This is a genomic window from Flagellimonas abyssi, from assembly GCF_019457905.1.
Classification (GTDB): Bacteria; Bacteroidota; Bacteroidia; order Flavobacteriales; family Flavobacteriaceae; genus Flagellimonas; species Flagellimonas abyssi.
Genome location: NZ_JAHZSV010000021.1, coordinates 22,290 through 41,358 on the forward strand (window position 1 = coordinate 22,290; position 19,069 = coordinate 41,358).

Sequence of the window (19,069 nt, forward strand, 5' to 3'; positions counted from 1 at the left end):
TTTAAATGAAAATCACCTATTTCGCATTTTTATTTTTTACCGTTTGTCTTTCCATCTTTGGTCAGCAGACTCTCCCAATAAAAGTTGGGAGCGAAAAAGTAAAACCGTTGACCAAGTTGATAGACACCTCGTTACAAGCAAATTTAGAAGACGAGATTTTGGGCAATGAGACATGGGCCGGCTTAATAGGTCAAAAAAAGATGGCAATTGGCATCGTGGATCTGAGCAACCCCGAGCATGTTAGATTTGCAAGAATCAATGGCAACCATATGATGTATGCCGCAAGCCTGCCAAAGATTGCCATTTTACTTGCTGCGATGGATGCAATAGAAAAAGGTGAGCTTATTGAAACTTCTGAGATCAAAAAGGACATGAGGTTAATGATCAGCAAATCGGATAATGCTGCATCTACTAGGATGATAGACCGTTTGGGGTATGCCAAGATAGAATCCGTAATGACCGATCCAACGTATGCTTTCTATGATGAGGGCAACGGGGGCGGGCTCTGGGTAGGCAAAAGATATGGTGGAGGTGGCAATACCAACAGGGAACCTTTAAAACAACTTAGCCATGCCGCATCCGTGACACAGGTGTGCCGCTTTTATTACTTACTTGCCAATGGTAAGCTGGTAAATGAAAAACGCTCCAAACAAATGCTAAACATCATGGAGAATCCGGAGCTTCACCACAAATTCGTGAACACCTTGGAAATCATTGCACCTTCTGCACGTCTTTTTAGAAAATCCGGCTCTTGGAAAACCTATCATTCCGATTCCATTCTGGTATGGGGCAAAGAGGCCAATCGAAGATACATCTTGGTCGCACTGATCGATGACCCTAATGGCGAACAGATTATTCGAAATTTGGTAAAGCCCATCGAAAAAGTATTGAAAAAACCCGAAATTTAATCATTGGAAAGTTACATGGCCAATGATATTTGAGCTAACAAATAAATTTTTTGACATACGAAAGGGAGAGTTTAAAATCTCCCTTTTTATGTTTTGCTACATCTTTTTGATCATTTCCGTGCTACTGATCATAAAGCCGACAATCAATGCACTTTTTCTTTCAGAACTTGGTGCGGAAAAATTATCCGTAGCTTACGTCTTGGTTGCCTTTACTGCAGTCCTAAGTTCCTTTTTCTACACAAGGGTACTTGCCAAATTTGGACTGAACCATATCATAAGAACCACATTGCTCTCGTCAATTATAATACTTGTGGCATTGGCCGTACTTTTAAGACTAGGATTGATCAACCCCTATTTACTGTTCTTTTTTTATATCTGGTCTGCCATTTATGCTGTGCTGTCAGCCTCACAATTTTGGGTGTTGGCCAATCTGGTCTATAACGTCAGGGACGCCAAAAGGCTTTTCGGATTTATAGGTTCTGGAGCCATATTGGGCGGTATATTTGGAGGCTACATCACCTCCATTTTGGCACCTTTCGTGGGGAACGATGCCATGATCTTTATCGCCGCAATCATGCTTATGGGTTGTTTTCCCGTTTTACGGGAAATCTGGAAACTTCGGGTGAACAAACTGGATGATTTCAAAAAAAAGAAGCGAATCTCCATCACAGATGGCCATCCGTACAAACTGATCAAAAAATCACGACATCTGACCTATATGGCACTCACAGTAGCTGTAGGCGTGTTGGTGGCCAAGTTGGTAGACTATCAATTTAGCGATTTTGCTGCAAAATCTTTTGATGATCCCGAGGAACTCACCTCATTTTTGGCATTTTGGTTTTCCACATTCAACCTGTTGTCCTTGGGAATCCAATTATTTGTTACCCATCGTGTTGTTGGTATTTGGGGCGTTGGATTTTCGCTGTTGCTCCTGCCCTTGGGCATCCTTTTCGGCTCCATCTTTTTTTTGATATTGCCCGAACTGTCCGCAATCGTGGTCATCAAGGCCATGGACGGCATCTTAAAACAATCGATAAACAAAAGTGCTTCCGAATTATTGGTTCTCCCATTACCGTTCGAGCTGAAAAACCGTACCAAATCTTTCATTGATGTTGTAGTGGATAGCATTGCCACCGGCGTAGCAGGCCTATTGCTCATATTTTTTGTTAGCGCACTAGACCTTGGAACTACGAGCATTACCTTATTGATCATAGTTTTGGTGATGATTTGGATTTTTTTCATCAGTATTCTACGGCAGGAATATTACACCACTTTCAAAAAGAACCTGGAAAATGTTTCTCCAAGCTCCACCAATCCTTCCAATACAAAGGCGAAGCCCATTTCCGCTATTGAAGGAATGAAAAACGTTTTTTACAGTGGCACAGACGAACAGATTCTTTTTATGCTCAACAAATTGATGGAAATCAATGATAGAAGGTTTACGGATGATGTACTAATATTACTTGATCATCCTTCCCTGAAGATAAAAGCTGCCGCCATGCGGAACCTGTATTTTTTGAACAGCTCCAGCATGATAACCAATATCAACGAACTATTACAGCATAATGATGAAGAACTGACCTTGGCCACCTTTGAATATTTATTGCTGCACGCCGAACAAAATGAAGAATACATCTTCGACGAATTTCTGGAAGCAGATAGTCAATTGATCAAAGATACCGCACTGTATTGTTTGGCCTTGGAAAGTACGGGGAACCAAACCCTAAAAACAAAATATGACCTTCCGGGCAGATTGGAAAGACGATTATCACAAAACGACATCGCAATTAACCCACTTGTATTAAAGGCCATTGGCGCTTCGGGTTACCCTCAATTCTACCCAGCAATAACAGAACATCTCGATAGTGTGGACAATCATTTAAGGGAAGCAGCGATTAGGGCGGCCGGATTGAGCATGCGGCCATTGTTTATCAACAAATTACTGCAATTGCTCACCCATAAGAACATGCGTCCGCTTGCCATAGAGGCCTTGCACAACTACGGACCGGGAATCCTTCCCATCTTGGTTTCAAATGTAAAAAACAGGACGGTAAGCCTTGATGTTTGCAGACTGGTACCTTCGGTCATAAAAACCTTTATGTCCAAAGATGCGGTACATTCATTGTTCCAACTTTTTGATGATGTGGACCTCAGTGTACGACTGGCTGTGGTACGGTCGTTGAGCGATATCAGAAAAGAGCGCCCCACGCTCCGTTTTAACCGATTCAAGATAGTTGCCAAGATCTTTGAAGAATGCACACTGTACCACCAAACACTTTCAGCGATGCATACCCAGATCATTATTTCATATAGAAACCGTAAAAAATCCGGTGGACAAATTAATGTTGAAGAAAGGAATGCACGAGCATCATTATTGGAGCTATTGGAACGTAGACTTGATTCTGGTCTGGAACGTATATTCAAATTACTAGGGCTTAAATATGTACAGGAAGATGTTCATAATGCCTATTTGGGCTTGTTGAGTCCCAAAGAAGAATCTCGTATAAAGGCCATTGAGTTTCTGGACAACCTACTCACAGGAAATCTTAAACAAAAATTACTGCCCATAATAGAGGAAGCCACTATGGATTTTTCATCAGAAGAGGCAATACAAAAGATCAAACATGCCATACCTAGTGAAATCGAATGCTTTGAGCAACTGTTGCAGGTGCCCGATATAAAGTTAAGATTGGCGGTAATCTATCTGATAGGCAAACAGCGAGACAAACGTTTTAAGGAGCTATTGGAACGCTATGTAACAGATGATAATCCTAAAATCAAGGATTTTGCTCAAAATGCCATTAAGGAAATCAACCTTTCCTAACAATCTTGTCAATCGCCGAAGCCAGATACATATGGTCGGATGCCGAATTTTTTCGAAGCACGTTGGTCATGAGGACCACCATATATCTGCAGTTATCGGGATGTTCCACTATGATAACCGAATTCATAAAGTTCTGTACATTTCCCATATATTTTCCGCATTCCTCGCCCTTGCTCCTATCGCATTTGTACAAGCTACCAGATTTAAAATAAACCGCTGCTTCCTTTAGTGCTGGCGATTGGGCGTAGCGTATCCGTCTATCGGTCATGTACATTAACCGTTTCATTTCGAGGCTACTTTCCTTATCTACCACTTTTCCTTGTTCGAGTTGGACCAAAAACTTCATCAAACCATAAGGAGTACCAATACTTCCGCCTTTATCTCCTACGTAGGTATTGGCACCTGATGTAAAAAAGCTGCCCAAGCGCCATTCATCAGCTGTTATACCCAAATCACGCAAAGGAAGGTTCACCACATCATTGGCCATATCGGTCAAATCTTTTTTGGGGGTCTCCTTAAAATAGGCCATTGCCTCCTCTTCGGTAAGCTCTGGGTATTTTTCGCCAAAGGCCGCCATTAGCAATGCCTCACGCCATACAATACTGGCAGCACCATTGTTACTAACCGAAAGCATGTGGTCCGCCCATTCATAAAGACTAAATACATCACTTGCTACCACTTGCCGTTTTACCAATGTATTTTTTTCCACATTAAAAATGGGAACGGTATGTTCATCAGTGAGCCCCCATACCCCAGCTTTCACCATTTTATTTTTCAGCAATTGTGTACGCAGTTCAAAGGAATCGGGATAGACTTTGGCCAACTGTTCAAAAAGCGCGGTAAGCACGGCCAACTTGCCCACACTTCCCGGCTGATACCCCAAGGATTTGTTTCGTTCGGCATAGCGGACACTATCAGGATCGGAAATATCCATAATGGTCAATGAGTAACTTTTGTCGAGACCTCGGAACAGGGCACCTATATCTTTCTGAAATGATTCGTCCACTTCAAAAAAACTTCCAACGCTATCTTCCTTTCTGGATAAGAGATTGAGTTTGATGTCCTCCCAAGATTTCATGGCTCCCGCGGGCAATGGTGTGGATTCTTTCAACTCCCCATTTTTGATCATTTCAAGTCTTTTGAGACGTTTGATCCCCGTACGCTCGTATCCATCGATAGGATATTCCACAAATTCGCTGAATCCAAGCCCCATCAATCCTAAAAACACTATGATAACTATCTTTTTCATCTACAATTTTTTAGAAAGTGATATACGCTTTTCGAGGTCAATCTTTGGGGTGATGGATTCCAAATACGTTGACCCCAAAGCTTTCTTGTTCTCAACGAACGGACGAATCTGAAACAACCACAATTTATCGTCCTTAAAACCAAGTTCCACATCAAAAGCACCCTCATAATCCGAATTGGTCTCTTTGGGAACACGCTCCCGAATAGTGCGTGCCAAATCACGGATTTCTTTGATGTTCCTTTCCTTTAACACTCGCTCTTGAAAGGTTGCACTCTTCTTTTCGATACCGCCCGTTACAGGAAGCACATTGTAAAAACGTTCCCTGGCTGGAGCCAACAAGGTATAGCCTCCGCTATCTTTGATCAGGTATTGCTCCGCAGCCTGACCATCCACAGCGCCACCGGCTCCTCTGCTGAAGGCAACGGTAAGGTCTTTATCCGTTCCTGAACTTATTCCTTTGGTGATCAAAACTCCTGAGTAGTCCACGTCCACGCTCGGAATCACCAAGATTGATGGGTACACATTTTCAGGATTCAACAAATATTTTTGGCGCCATTTAAAGCTCCTTTCCGTGTAGGGCGATGCCCAAACATCTTTTATACCCTCCAAAATTTTGGCTTTATCCACTGAATTGAAAATGGTAAGGTTTAGGCCAGCTCCCGTGAATTCCTTAAGATCTTCCATGTTGGTATCGCTACGCAGAAATACAGGAACATTCCCCAAATCACCGCCCAGTACCTCTTTGAACCCATTTTCCAATTGATCTACAAAACTGTCGAGCAACTCCATCTTTTTAATGGCCGCCCGTAATATTTCCAGTTGTCTTAGCTGATAATTTTCAACCTCATTCTCGGTAATACCGGAATCCAACATTCGATTTGCCTCTTGGAACATATTGGTCAAAAATTGCCAGTATGAACCTTCTTGGTCAGGCATTGGTTGGTCCATGTGGGTCCTGAAAATCCCAAATGGAATCACCAATCCCTCAACAACCTTATCGGGGAACATTTTTTTGAGCTGGCCAAGGTTGGCCGCTTTGGGCCCACACAGTTTGCCAGAGTCATCTGCATCCACGCTTCGCATGTTGAGCACATTGTTCTCGTCCAAACGGATTTGTCCTACAGGCACCTCAATACGTTCTTCCCTTCTTTCCTTAATCGCAAAAAGAGCCAGCTCTTCTTGCGACATTTGGTTCTCAGGCTTAATAATTACGTTCCCTTTGTTCGATACGGCGTAGAAAACCCTTGTGCCGTCATATTTTTTTAAGGCTTGCAAATTCTCATCGGAAAGGGCGGCATTGGGAATTCCAAGGTTTCGCGCCAACAATTGTACGTGCGAGACCATGTTGCCCTCGGCCACCGTGGCAATGCCCGCCACCGGCTTTAAGTCTGACGGCGGCCGTTGGAATACATAGATCTTATCCGACGATACCTCAATATCATCCGAACTGCCCCCCACTACTACAAGTTCACCAAAAGCATACCCAGGGTTGAGACCTCGAATGGTACTTTGGTTCTGTACATCCATCACTTTGTTCGCCAATTGCGATTCCATGGAAATCATATTGCCCAATTCGCCAACGCTCTGCCCCAAATGGAGCGACACCGAGCCACGGATCTTGTCATCTATAAATCCTGCTGCGAGGGGTTCAAAGGCCACATATTGCTTTACTATGGCATCATAATTTGCCTTTGTCATCGCGGCGCTCCATTCCACTGCGGCCCTTGCCCTGTTCAACACCTCGGTTAATTCCCCAAGTGATTGTTCCGGCACATCATAGTTTGTGAGCCCGGGAGCCAATTGGTTCCATTCCCATTGTTCGAGATAGCCCGATCCAGTAACGGCCATACCCAAATAACAGATTTTATGCAGTAGGTCTTTCAAGTTTTGCGGTTGGTACTCTGGTGAACTCTTAAATACGATCTCTTCCAATTTCAATGATACATCAAGCAACTGAAGCCTTGCCATGGGTCTTTCTTCTTCCAAGAGCCCTTCCCGTATATCATATAAGAGCTGAGAAGCCTGTTCAACCAATAGTTTTGGTGAATTCAATTCTGAGGAACTTGCGGCAAAACCACTTATTGAATTACCAAGCGGAGTTCCCTTCGTCAACGGAGCCATTTGTGCCAGGGCAAAAATATCTACAGGTTTATGAAACTCTTTCATGGTGGTGACCAAGGCATCTATCTTTAGTGCAATATCCGCAGGTAACTTTGAACTATGTGTTTTTTTAAACTTGATCACTTTCTGGATATCCGATTCTTCCGGCTGACTGTGAATCTTTGTCCGCAGGTCCATAAAAGGCAGATATAAGTCTGATATCACTTTGGATTCGCTCCTCATCTTTTGCGCAACATTGTCATCCCCATTATGTGGAATATCCTTTAGCGATTGACGAACCAAAAAGTACTCGTTCCTTAAAATTTCATCCTTGGCCAAGAGCCATTTATAAAATTCAATCCCCCAAGCTTGCTCATCTTCGGATTGTATGGCGCCACGGTAAAACTGACCTTTTTGATTGATCCAACCGTTGTCCACACTCCTTAAATATTTATCAAGTTGGTACTGTTTGAGCCTGGAATGGTCGTTCTCGACGTCCCAAAGGGATTCCATATCAGTGTACGCCAAGATTTGTCCCAAAAAGATATGGTTCGATTTCCCCAGGGCTACCACCTCATCCTTATATCGGGCATGCTGGACTCCTGTACCAATGTTATCGGGGCAAGGGTCTTTGGGTGGACGGATGCTTCCATCGGTACAGAACCATCGAATGTCTTTGTACGGTCCCCGAATATCATTCTTATACTTGTTGACAAGCACAGTGACTTCCTTCGGTTCCAATTTTTGAGCTTGGAGCACACATGACAAGGTGAGCAAAAGATAAAATATACCTAAGATAAAACGTTTCATAGCAAATACGTTTAACAATGCTTTCCAACAGTAAAGCAACTTTTGGAACATTGTCTATTGTAGTAAATATATTCAAATAACATCAGAATTTGTTGTTTGCTCATTTCAATCTTGTACCATGGGATAAATGAACAAGTGCCAATATTTATTCATTAATTTTTATTGAACCATGAGAATGATAGGATCATATTTGAAGAGAACTAACAATCCAGTCAAAAGTGAACCTTTACTTTTAAATCCTTCAATAGTTGAATCTACAGAAGAACTGTAAATTTGTAGGGTTAATCAAGTTTTGAATGGACTGCCAATCAAACTTAGAATATAAAAAATATTGGCAACTAGCTTACCTTTAAAGGAATACAAAGTAGTTTATTTGAAAACGAATGGGCAGGACAAAATACCTGAGTCATTTGAATATCCTCATTTTTATACGCCCATTGCCATTGCCAAGAAAGCAGCGAAAGACCTTCAAAATAGATTGCAACAGAATTTGCCAGAATTGATGAATCAACCTACAGGACGTATGTTAGGGGTCCTTGTGGTACAAACCAAGAACGGTGAACTTGGATATCTAAGTGCATATTCTGGCGAGCTTCAACCTGAGCTGGAAAAATTACTATTTGTACCTCCTGTTCATCAATTACCAAAAGGAGAAGATTTTCCAGAGATGGCCAGCATCAATGCCATTAGCAAAGAAGTTAAAGCGCTGGAAGAAAGTGATGTGTTCATCACTGCCAAGCAACGCCTAAAAAAGACCACAAAAGAGACCAAAGAAAATATACTTGCTGCCAAGAAAGCGGCAAAAAAGAGCAAATTGGAACGTGACAGACTTAGAAAAGAGTCTATTTACCTACCTGATAAAGAGCGCCAGGAACTTTTGGACGATTTGGTGAAGCAAGGTACCAATGCCGGGATGGACCTGAGACGTTTTACACGTTCCGAGAACTTGCGGTTAGAAAAAGCTATTGGTGCATACAGGAAGTTGGAAGAACGAATTGAAGCACTCAAAATGCTACGTAAAACCAAGTCCAATCAGCTACAGGATGCTATTTTTGAATCGTTCATTTTTTTGAACGGTGAGGGAGAAGGCAAATCCGTTAAAACGGTATTTACCGATTTTGGGGTGGATGTACCACCTGCAGGTGCAGGAGAGTGTGCTGCTCCAAAACTATTTCAATATGCATTTAAACAAGGATTGAAACCTGTGGCGCTAGCTGAGTTCTGGTGGGGACCGTCTCCCGATTCGGAAATTAGGGAACATGGTAAGTTTTACCCGGCATGTAAAGGCAAGTGCCAGCCTATTCTGGCACATATGCTCAAAGGAATCCCTGTAAAACCAAATCCCTTGTTGGAAAATTTTGGGGCAGGAAAGAAACTGGAAGTGCTGTTTGAAGACGAACATTTGGTTGTCGTAAATAAACCTACCGGCATGTTGTCTGTGCCAGGCAGGCACATAAAAGATTCTGTAAAATCCCGTATTCTGGAACAGTATCCGAAAGCTTCCGGCCCCATAATTGTACATCGACTGGATCAAGATACCTCTGGAATAATGATTGTTACCCTTTCCAAAAAAGCGAACAAACTACTGCAACAACAATTCTTGGAGCGTACGATTCGCAAAACCTATTTTGCGGTTCTAGAGAAACCAATTGAAGAAAACACCGGAGAGATAGCGCTTCCCCTTATCTTGGATATCAATAACAGGCCCATGCAAATGGTAGATTATAAACACGGTAAACCTGCTTTGACACAATATGAGGTCATAAAAAAGACAGTCAGTCAAACCTTAATCAAATTGAATCCTATAACGGGACGTTCACATCAATTGCGGGTACATTGTGCCCATAAACTGGGACTTCATGCACCAATTGTTGGAGATAATCTATATGGCACCCCTTCAAAACGACTTTGTTTGCATGCACAACAGGTAGAATTTGTTCATCCTATTAACAATGAGCGGATAAAAATCAAGACAGAAATGCCTTTTGTTATTTGAAAATTGTGGGGTAGATCACCAATTAAGAAAATTTTGGTTAATTCATTTTAATTGATTGTAGAAAAGTAGCCCCGGCAAGAATCGAAATTTCCTCTTGGATCCCTAGTTTTATTGGGGTTTCCACTTTTTGATTTGAAAATGTTTACGATTTGTGAACTTTTGTGATTGATTTGTCTTTCATCATTTCAAATATACCTGAACAATTACAAAATCATCAATGAAGTAAAACTGATTAAACATGTTATGCGTGTTGAAAATAAGATAGTACTACCCTAAAATTCAACTTGAGATTGTTTAACCATTGAGATGATTCTAGTCTGCTACGTCCCATGATTAGTAGATAACGCCTTAAGAAATTTGAAATCATTTACGCGTTTACAATATAAATAGGCCAATTACTTACTCTAGATTCATCAAAGCGAACATGTTAGGCCAAAATCGGGCTCTAGGTTTAAGAAAAAAGGTATATTGTAAAAACAAACCTCAACCATTAAAGGCATTGCAAAAAAAAAGTAGCCATAACGGCCTTGTCTTTTTATACCGGTGCAGCATGCTGGTCTTATTATTGTGCCTTGGCAAGTCTACATTTAGTCAAGCTCAAGGTCCACCCGAGGCCCACAATCGATTTTCATTCAATAACCTTACAGTAAATGACGGCCTTTCACAGAACAGTGTAGTGGGCATCGCCCAAGACACCACCGGATATCTTTGGTTTGCCACACAGGATGGGTTGAACAAATACGATGGAAGAGAATTTAACATCTATAAAGAACAGTTTGAAGATGTTACCAGACCCACTTACAGTAAACTTGGCAAGGTGTTCATTGACTCCGATAACACCTTATGGGTCATCACCAATCCCGGGACCTTGAAATTCTATGATAGAAAAAAGGAAGAATTTCAAAAAATAAAATCCATAGATAGTGCCAGTGTTGTGTACGAAGATTCACGAAGGAACATCTATATTGGCACTTATAAAAAGGGGCTCTTTCGAATCAAAGCCAATAAGAAGGATACTATCCAGATGCTGGGCGGTCAAAACAAGTCACTGGAGATATACGATTTAATCGAAAGGGGGGATCATCTTTGGATAGCGGCATCGGGAGGAGTCTATAAGCTGAACAATGATAAACAGGCTTTGGACACTATCTACCGATCATCTGGGACAAACTTTAGTGCTTTTACCACAAATGAAGAAAATATGTATGTGGGCTCTTATCAAAAAGGACTATTTATAAAGTCGGCCTCGTCAGAAACCTTTGCTCAATTCAAGGGTTTTGGAAATGAAAAATTCCCAACGGATTTGGTCATACAAGACCTTTTGTTGGACAAATATGGCCGATTATGGGTTGCAACGTACGGACAAGGTTTGTACATCATTGATTTCTCCACCAAGAGCTTTAGGCATTTTTTGGCCGATAGAAACAATCCCGATGCCATTCATTATGATGACATTTTATTTCTATTCGAGGATTTCACAGGAACTATTTGGCTAGGTACGGATGGTGCGGGGGTCAGCTATTATGATGAGTACTTGGCCAAGTTCAATAGTCTCACCAACAAAAATGTGCCCAAAGAGGCCCATGTGGATGTCATAAGGGCCATTGCCAAGGAAGGCCAAAGCCTTTGGCTGGGAACCTCGGGCAAAGGGTTGACCAAAATTAATTTGGATACCCAACAGGCCTTCACCATCAAAATCGGGGAATCCAATTTAATCGGGGACAGGATTATGTCCCTGTATCACGATGGCAATACCTTATGGATCGGACATCAAGAACATGGTCTCCAAAAAATGCGGGGCAACAATCAAATTGAAACCATTGAAGAATTACGAAATCATACGATTTGGAAGATTTATAAGGCGCCCAACAACAATCTATGGCTGTGTACAAGAAACAAGGGGCTCATCTTATTCGATAAGAAAAATGGTATTGTAGCCCAATTCAATTCGGAAAACTCCAATTTGACCACGGACAATATTAGAACCATTGAACATTTCAAAGACAATATTTTTTGGGTGGGAACTGAACAGAGCGGCCTCTTTTCCCTTAACATGGATACCCGAAGGATAGTGAAAATTGACTCAATTGCCGATGATATAAAATCCTTGCTCCATAAAAATGAAAGACTTTGGATAGGCACAAACGGAAATGGACTGAAGTCCTATGAACCATCCACAGGAGAAATTCTACATTTTACGGTTAAAACTGGATTGCCGAACAATGTTGTCTATGGAATCCTACCGGACGAACAAGGGAACCTTTGGTTGAGCTCCAATCGAGGTATTTCCAGGTTTTCATATCATAATGGGAAACATGCCGTGGAAAATTATGGAAACTATGATGGTCTACAATCCTACGAATTCAATACCGGGGCCTATTTCAAAGATGAAGAGGGAACGCTTTACTTTGGTGGTTTGGAAGGTCTCAATTGGTTTCGGCCGGAACAATTGGAAACCAATCCCTTTAAACCCAAAACCGTAATCACCAATGTAAAGGTTTTTAACGATACGCGGAATCTTTCGGAAAACGTTCCTTTAAAGCATACACAAAACACCATTACATTCGCGTTCTCATCATTGCAATTCTCTCAACCCAGCCTAAATCAATATAAATACAGATTAATAGGCAATGATGAAAATTGGATTAATGCAGGCAACAACAATACGGCCCGATATACAAATTTGTCTCCCGGCGAGTATACCTTTCAGGTGCTCTCCAGCAATTATGATGGCATTTGGGGCGATGTCCCGGCCACCTACAGTTTTGAAATAGAACAACCGTGGCACTTTACGAACATGGCCGTCGCCGTATTTACCACATTTATATTCCAAGGCTGTTTTATTGCCATTGGCATTTTTATGCTACTGCTGTACTTTAGGCTAAGGAAACGGGATTATCTATTGTACGGTGTTTATATTTTGATATTTGCCACCTATTTCTTTTTAAGAATAGACCTTGAACTGGAATTACAACTTTTTTTTAAGAATTATGACACTTCCTATTATTTTTTAGCCCCACTGGTGTTTTTACTATCAGGGGTTTTCATTGCTTTTGTTGACTCGTTTGCAGAAATCCGGGACCATCATGCCAAATTTTCACGTGAACTCAAATGGTTTTCCATCGCCACCTATTTGGCCGCAATTTCCATATTCTTTTATGTTCTTCTCACTAAAGATTTTTTACTGGTAAAAAGGCATTTGAACCTGCTTTTATTACCCTTACATTTATATGGCATCTATGCAGTGATCAGGGCCTTCATAGTGGTAAAGTCACCTTTACGTTATTATATTCTTCTCGGAAATTTTTTCCTGATCGGGTTTAGCATGGTGGGATTGAACTTGGGCAATCAGCATTCATTTTCAGGGGGAGTGGAATCCAATAATGTCTTTGGTTTTTACAGCTTTAATATTACGCAATTAGGGGTTTTTATAGAACTTCTCATATTTTCATTGGGTCTGGGGCACAAATTTTATCTTGTGGAGATTGAAAAAAACAAGTTTCAAAAACTTGATGAATTAAAAACCAAACTCTACACAGATATTTCCCACGAGATACGGACCCCGCTCACCCTTATTTCGGGACCAATAGAGCATCAATTGGACAGAGCTGGACTTTCCAATGACGATAAAAAGGAACTATCCCTTATCAAAAACAACACCCAAAGACTCTTGGGCCTAGTCAACCAAATGTTGGATTTATCCATGATAGATTCCGGTCAATACAAGCCCAATGTTACCAAAGGCGACCTAAAAGGATTGTTGATTCAATTGATCGAGGCCTTTTCATATGTTGCCAAGGACAAAAGCATGGATCTACAGCACAACATTAAAAAAATGGGCAACGCATGGTTTGATGCGGACGTTGTGGAAAAAATTATTTCCAACCTGTTATCCAATGCCATAAAGTACGCCCCTAAGAACAGTACCATAATCGTAACTGCCGAGGAAGAACAGCAAAATCTTGTATTTTCCGTTCTAAATTCCACCGATGGATTGAAAATAGAGGACCTAAGCAAGCTGTTTAAACGTTTTCATCAAAATAGTGAAAAATCCGAAGGTGTTGGCGTAGGGCTGGCTCTTGTACGGGAACTTGTATCTTTATCAAAGGGAAGCATTATCGCACACAATATTGGACAGGGCAAAATCCAGTTTACGCTCACCTTGCCGATAGGTCAACCCTTTAACAAAACTCAAACCCTCCCTTCTCCTACTTCTTATGACAAATCGGCTCCCATGGAAGAACCTGTATTGGGCACATTTAAAAAGCCAACCTTGCTCATTGTGGAAGACGACAAGGATATCCTTTCCTATGTGGTTTCCATTTTTAAAAATGAATATGTCATCCTCAAGGCCCCAAACGGAAAGAAAGGTATAGAAGTGGCCCAAGAAAAACTTCCCGATTTGATCATAAGCGATATTATGATGCCTGTTTGTAGCGGGATTGAGCTTTGTCAGACCATTAAGAAGAATGAGGCCACCAGCCATATCCCTATTATATTGCTCACCGCCAAAGCCGACCAAGAAAGTCAATTATCAGGCTTGGAAACAGGTGCAGATGCCTACGTAACCAAACCGTTCAGTCCCCAAATATTAAAAGTAAGGGTAGAAAAACTTCTGGAAAATCGAATCCGTCTTCAAGAACATTACTCCAAAACCTTTAAGATAAATCCCGGACTTGTTCCTACAAAAACGGAGGAAGAATTTTTACGACGGCTGCAGAGCGTATTGGACAAACATATCACCTCCACCTCGTTCACTAGCGAAAAATTTGCCAAGCTTATGCTCATGAGCCGTTCCCAATTGCATAAAAAACTACATGCCGTCACGGGAATGTCCACAACGGAGTTCGTGCGCACACAGCGCATCAATCTGGCCAAGGAACTACTTTCCCATTCCGACGCCACTATCTCAGAAATTGCATATCAAGTTGGATTTAATACCCCTTCCTATTTTAACAAGGTCTTCAAGGAAATTGTTGGTTGCACTCCTAACGAATATCTCTCGAAAAAGGTATAAAACAAGGTTTTTTTACAGTCGGAAACATATCTTCCATCATTGAAAACATATCTTTCATCCACTCCCTCAACGTCCAGATATCTTTACAACAAGTTTTAACCGGACAGGTTCAATGCCTTCCATGATATGATGAAAAAAACCACGGAAGACAATAGAATTTATATGAGTATCGACCACTTAAAGAGCGGTAAGTACCAACTGAATATTTTATTGGAAAACAAGGTGGTCCAAACTTTGGAAATCAAGAAAGAAGAAACCAAGAGGTTAAAAAAATAACGAAAAAGGCATAATACTCCCCCTACCCTTTTTCATTATCTCAATTAAACATAAACAAAATACAATCGTCATGAAAAGAAAAGTAGTTGTTCTGCTTATGTGCTGCCTGGCAATATCATACTCCGCAGAAGCCCAATTTTTTAAAAAATTGAAGAAAAAAGCAGAGAATGCCGTTGAACGGACCATAATGAACCGTACAGATGAAGAAGTATCAAAAGGAACGGATAATGCCATAGATTCCATTACCAAGGGAGGTAAAGGAAAAAAGAACGCCCCGAAAAATATCGGGGAAACCGAAAAGAACCTTGACTCCACAAAGCAACAAAACCTGGCCAAAGAAGCTGCCATGCAAAAGAAGATGGCAGGTTTGTTCGGGGGTAGCGACCTAAAAGGGGTTCCTGATGTTTATGAATTCTCGTATAAGGCCACAATGAAAATCACCACCCAAAAAGATGTGAGCGATATACACTATTGGATGGAGCCGGGGCAACGGTATTTTGGCAATTGGCACAAAGAGGGCGAAATGAGCAGCATCACTGTTATGGACATGGGCAACCAGACCATGGTGATGTTCACTGACGATGGCAAACAAAAAATGGCCATGAAAATGCCCTCCAGCAAAAAAACCATTGAAAAGTTGACCAAAAAGATGGAGGAAAAGAACAAACAGGCAGCGGAAGACATTAAGGTCACAGCCATTGCCGGCAAAACCATCCTAGGTTACAATTGCAAGGGGTATCAGATCACCTCAAAAGATGGGGTATCCAAAGTATGGGTCACCAATGAGACCCCTGTGGGATACTTGGGCGGCATAGCCAACACGGAAGGCCTGCCGAGCAGTGTGTTGCCCATTGGCGAGAACACCATGTTCATGGAAATGCAGTTTGAGTCTGCTAAGAAGAAAAAGGACAACTTCAGCATGGTATGCACCGAACTGAAAAAAGAAAGCATGTCCATTGTAAAAGCGGAATATTCCACCATGGGTGGGTTTTAAGATTATTTAATCACCATAGAATATTGATATGAAAAAAATATTGGGATACGCCATGCTTTTCTTGCTTATGGGCACTGGAATGCAGGCACAGGATTTTGACCTGGACGACATCATGGGCGAAGCGCAGGATTTTTTTGGAAATGCTACTGAAACAGCAGAAAATGAAGCAGATGATGCAGCTTGGGAAAATATCAACAATCAGATAAATAAAAAGTTGGACGACCCTAAGTTGAAAAAGCTGATGGGGGGCTTTTCTGAGGCTTTGAAAAAATTTGAGGGGGAATCCATGACAGGCAAATGCCTACAGATAATGGGGGCATATGCAGAATTATTGGCCTATTGTGATATGAGAGCTGAATCTGAAACAGAGCCATGCAAAAAGAAAGAATGGCTGGGCATTGAATCTATGATTTTATTGGCCGGAACTTCCATTAATTACTGCCCGCAAGAGTTTTATGGCTTGGCCGATTTTGATGACCCGGATGAAGAGACACAACGAGAAATCATAACAAACTACGAATGGGAAATTAGAAACTATTTTTTTGGCAATTCAGTCATATATGGAGGAGTTGCATGGGGGGAAAATTTTCAAAAATTAAAGGAAATTGAGCAAACAATAGGAGACTTATACAACAAAAATCTTTCCGATTATTTAAGGGATAATGGGAAGAAAAAATATTCTGACTTAACAATGGAAGAAAAAGAGGTTTTCAACCTTTCGGCAAAAAAACTTCAATTAGACCTTGAATCCCGTACAAAAAATGAGCTCCCCCATATGTTATTATACTTAAAATTCAAGTTTGCAAACGATCAATTGAAACTAAACGATTATGGCAATAGCAATAATCGTTTAAAAGAAATTATAAAGAGTGATGACGCTATAGATTTTTTAGTGGACTTTGTTGGAAAAATGTTCACCCCTGGTTATCAAGTGAAAAAGGCATTGGAAATAGCTTCAGAAAGTTCGGCACAAAAATGTAGAAATTAATCCGTCAACAGAGCATAAATAGTAGTGTAGGCTATTCAAAAAATTATCAATGAAATCAATCTTCAAATCGCTGCAGTTCACAAACAAAAGCACAGGTGAAGATTGCGATAAAAGGCTTCATTCTAAATATTTAAAAATAATAACAAATGAAAATAAAAACAATTATCCTATCGATTGTATGTATTGGTATCGCTACGCTGACTCAAGCACAATCAATGTCGGCACCACTCAAAAATGGTAAAAAAATCATTTTGGCCATTGACAATGAAACAAAAACGGTTGTTGATATCCTTCCAGCAGATGCCCTGCCAGACAAAACCACCGCAGCAAAAAAATACCCGGGCAGCACTTTTTTTGCTGGTATGCTATATGGGGAATCCAGCCGTTCGGTACATCCGCATGAGTACTCGGATGTTAAAAAAAGGCAATTTGCCAGCAACAGTTCCAAAACAGATTCCCGCTCAGTACGGCCCCATGAGTACTCGGATATCGAGAAAAGGACGTTCCTATCCATAAAAAACACTAAAAACTTTTCAGTGGTGCTTCAAAAAGATGCCATACTGGCCTTTGATCTGTCGCAAGCCTATATCCCTGGCGATACATTCATTCCAGGTGACACATTCATTCCAGGTGACACATTCATTCCAGGTGACACATTTCTTGTCATGTTTGACAAGAAGAAAAAAATGGTCGTATTAAAATCAAAGTAGCACAATCTTAAAACTTAAATGATGCATTATAGAAAATCATATTTCCACAATTATCTTTTTTCTATTTTATTGGTCGGAACCCTATTTTTTTCATGTAAAAATGACCAAAAAAAAGAAGTTGCAGCGTCCACTGGCGAACTTACGGGCAACATTGCAGTGGAAGTCAGCATGGAAAACCAAGTGTTCCATATTGAGCAAGAAAACCTACTACCTGTAAAACGAACCTTTGCAAAGGATACCATTTTGCTTTTGTTCAGGGCGGATGAGAACCCGTTCCAGCTCAACCTAAACCTTACCAACACCAACATTCTGGACAAGCAAAAGGCCGAATACAAAGTTCCGGGCGTGAATTCGGGCAACATTAAGGTAGATCTGAACTTCTTCAATGCCGATAGGAATGTAAAAAGAACCAATAAACGCATTGTATTCAAAAAAGGGATCATCACCATTAAAAAGTTAACAGCAAACAAGCTGGAAATGACCTTTACGGGCGAAGGCAGTGGAATGATAGAACGTGATGGCAATTTTCCGATTTCGGGCAAAATAAATGCCTCTTATTAAAACCATAATCCATTGTAATCAAATGAAAACAACATTGAAAATACTGGGCCTGATGTTGCTAATGGTCTCATGCAATACGCAGAACAAAAAAGACAACACCGTTGATGAAACCGTAAAAATGGGCAAAACCGTACAAGATTTGGCCAAACAGTCACAAGACTTAAAAGAAACCGCGCCTGTTTCCGAGGAAACACTCAACAATTGGTTTCCAAAAACCCTCCAGGGCATGGAACTCCAGAAAATAGTAAAAGGTACGTTGACGGGCTATGGAATAAGTGGTGCCACGGCCACATACGAAGGCTCCGATAAAAGCAGATTAGTTGTGAACGTGAATGATGGTGCCGGGGAAAAGGGTACAATGCTCACCTCGCAGTACATTGCCTTCAAAAACCTGAACACTGATTCGGAAACCGATACTAAATCGGAAAAAATCCTGAACCACAACACCATGTTGGGTGTAGAAACTGTTTATAAAGCAGAAAAGAAGGTTTTGATCAACTTCCTGTACAAAGACCGATTCGCAGTAAACATGCAAGCGGACAATATCGACAAGCAGGCCGTTTGGGATGCTTTCAAAGAACTTAAAATAGATAGGCTATTCAAATAAGGGCCCAAACATAACATTACTAAAAGGGC

12 protein-coding genes are annotated in these 19,069 nt (G+C 41.1%); 10 read left to right on the forward strand and 2 right to left on the reverse strand.

Features of this window, described 5'->3' with window-relative positions:
* The first annotated feature begins 5 nt into the window (after window positions 1-5).
* Both K1F36_RS13950 and K1F36_RS13955 read left to right on the forward strand, forming a co-directional pair.
* The gene (locus K1F36_RS13950; RefSeq protein WP_220114380.1) at window positions 6-908 is read left to right on the forward strand and encodes a serine hydrolase; all 903 of its coding nucleotides are present in this window, start codon (window positions 6-8) and stop codon (window positions 906-908) included.
* Between the two features lie 88 nt (window positions 909-996).
* Window positions 997-3,732, forward strand: coding sequence for an Npt1/Npt2 family nucleotide transporter (locus K1F36_RS13955; RefSeq protein ID WP_220114381.1), 2,736 nt, complete (start codon window positions 997-999; stop codon window positions 3,730-3,732).
* On the opposite strand, the gene K1F36_RS13960 is transcribed toward K1F36_RS13955, so the two are convergent.
* Entirely contained in the window at window positions 3,719-4,981 is a 1,263-nt protein-coding gene (locus K1F36_RS13960) for a serine hydrolase (protein ID WP_220114382.1), read from the reverse strand. The two genes, K1F36_RS13955 and K1F36_RS13960, sit on opposite strands and share 14 nt — an antisense overlap.
* Window positions 4,982-7,891, reverse strand: coding sequence for a PEP/pyruvate-binding domain-containing protein (locus K1F36_RS13965; RefSeq protein WP_220114383.1), 2,910 nt, complete (start codon window positions 7,889-7,891; stop codon window positions 4,982-4,984).
* A gap of 373 nt (window positions 7,892-8,264) precedes the next feature.
* Here K1F36_RS13965 and K1F36_RS13970 point away from each other — a divergent pair, with 373 nt between their 5' ends.
* The 8 genes from K1F36_RS13970 to K1F36_RS14005 all read left to right on the forward strand — a co-directional run bounded on the left by K1F36_RS13970 (window position 8,265) and on the right by K1F36_RS14005 (window position 19,040).
* Entirely contained in the window at window positions 8,265-9,887 is a 1,623-nt protein-coding gene (locus K1F36_RS13970) for an RluA family pseudouridine synthase (RefSeq protein WP_220114384.1), read from the forward strand.
* Between the two features lie 550 nt (window positions 9,888-10,437).
* On the forward strand, window positions 10,438-14,904 hold the full coding sequence (locus tag K1F36_RS13975; protein WP_220114385.1) for a two-component regulator propeller domain-containing protein: 4,467 nt from the start codon (window positions 10,438-10,440) through the stop codon (window positions 14,902-14,904).
* A gap of 126 nt (window positions 14,905-15,030) precedes the next feature.
* Window positions 15,031-15,180 carry a hypothetical protein gene (locus tag K1F36_RS13980; protein WP_220114386.1) on the forward strand — a complete coding sequence of 50 codons (150 nt, stop codon included), beginning with the start codon at window positions 15,031-15,033 and terminating at the stop codon, window positions 15,178-15,180.
* Between the two features lie 70 nt (window positions 15,181-15,250).
* Window positions 15,251-16,174 (forward strand): DUF4412 domain-containing protein, encoded by a 924-nt coding sequence (locus K1F36_RS13985; RefSeq protein ID WP_220114387.1) that lies wholly within the window; start codon window positions 15,251-15,253, stop codon window positions 16,172-16,174.
* 28 nt (window positions 16,175-16,202) lie between these two features.
* Complete coding sequence (locus K1F36_RS13990; protein ID WP_220114388.1) at window positions 16,203-17,162, forward strand: hypothetical protein; 960 nt, start codon at window positions 16,203-16,205, stop codon at window positions 17,160-17,162.
* A 146-nt stretch (window positions 17,163-17,308) separates the two neighbouring features.
* Window positions 17,309-17,872, forward strand: a complete 564-nt coding sequence (locus tag K1F36_RS13995; protein WP_220114389.1) for a hypothetical protein — start codon at window positions 17,309-17,311, stop codon at window positions 17,870-17,872.
* A gap of 18 nt (window positions 17,873-17,890) precedes the next feature.
* Window positions 17,891-18,433 (forward strand): hypothetical protein, encoded by a 543-nt coding sequence (locus K1F36_RS14000; RefSeq protein ID WP_220114390.1) that lies wholly within the window; start codon window positions 17,891-17,893, stop codon window positions 18,431-18,433.
* A 22-nt stretch (window positions 18,434-18,455) separates the two neighbouring features.
* Entirely contained in the window at window positions 18,456-19,040 is a 585-nt protein-coding gene (locus K1F36_RS14005; protein ID WP_220114391.1) for a hypothetical protein, read from the forward strand.
* Window positions 19,041-19,069: the final 29 nt, after the last annotated feature.

What these genes read in the sequence shown, in the direction of transcription:
- K1F36_RS13995 (WP_220114389.1), top strand. Translation starts at nt 17,309, where the DNA reads ATGAAAATAAAAACAATTATCCTATCGATTGTATGTATTGGTATCGCT.
- K1F36_RS13985 (WP_220114387.1), top strand. Translation starts at nt 15,251, where the DNA reads ATGAAAAGAAAAGTAGTTGTTCTGCTTATGTGCTGCCTGGCAATATCA.
- K1F36_RS14005 (WP_220114391.1), top strand. Translation starts at nt 18,456, where the DNA reads ATGAAAACAACATTGAAAATACTGGGCCTGATGTTGCTAATGGTCTCA.
- K1F36_RS13975 (WP_220114385.1), top strand. Translation starts at nt 10,438, where the DNA reads ATGCTGGTCTTATTATTGTGCCTTGGCAAGTCTACATTTAGTCAAGCT.
- K1F36_RS13950 (WP_220114380.1), top strand. Translation starts at nt 6, where the DNA reads ATGAAAATCACCTATTTCGCATTTTTATTTTTTACCGTTTGTCTTTCC.
- K1F36_RS13980 (WP_220114386.1), top strand. Translation starts at nt 15,031, where the DNA reads ATGATGAAAAAAACCACGGAAGACAATAGAATTTATATGAGTATCGAC.
- K1F36_RS14000 (WP_220114390.1), top strand. Translation starts at nt 17,891, where the DNA reads ATGATGCATTATAGAAAATCATATTTCCACAATTATCTTTTTTCTATT.
- K1F36_RS13965 (WP_220114383.1), bottom strand. Translation starts at nt 7,891, where the DNA reads ATGAAACGTTTTATCTTAGGTATATTTTATCTTTTGCTCACCTTGTCA.
- K1F36_RS13990 (WP_220114388.1), top strand. Translation starts at nt 16,203, where the DNA reads ATGAAAAAAATATTGGGATACGCCATGCTTTTCTTGCTTATGGGCACT.
- K1F36_RS13960 (WP_220114382.1), bottom strand. Translation starts at nt 4,981, where the DNA reads ATGAAAAAGATAGTTATCATAGTGTTTTTAGGATTGATGGGGCTTGGA.
- K1F36_RS13955 (WP_220114381.1), top strand. Translation starts at nt 997, where the DNA reads ATGTTTTGCTACATCTTTTTGATCATTTCCGTGCTACTGATCATAAAG.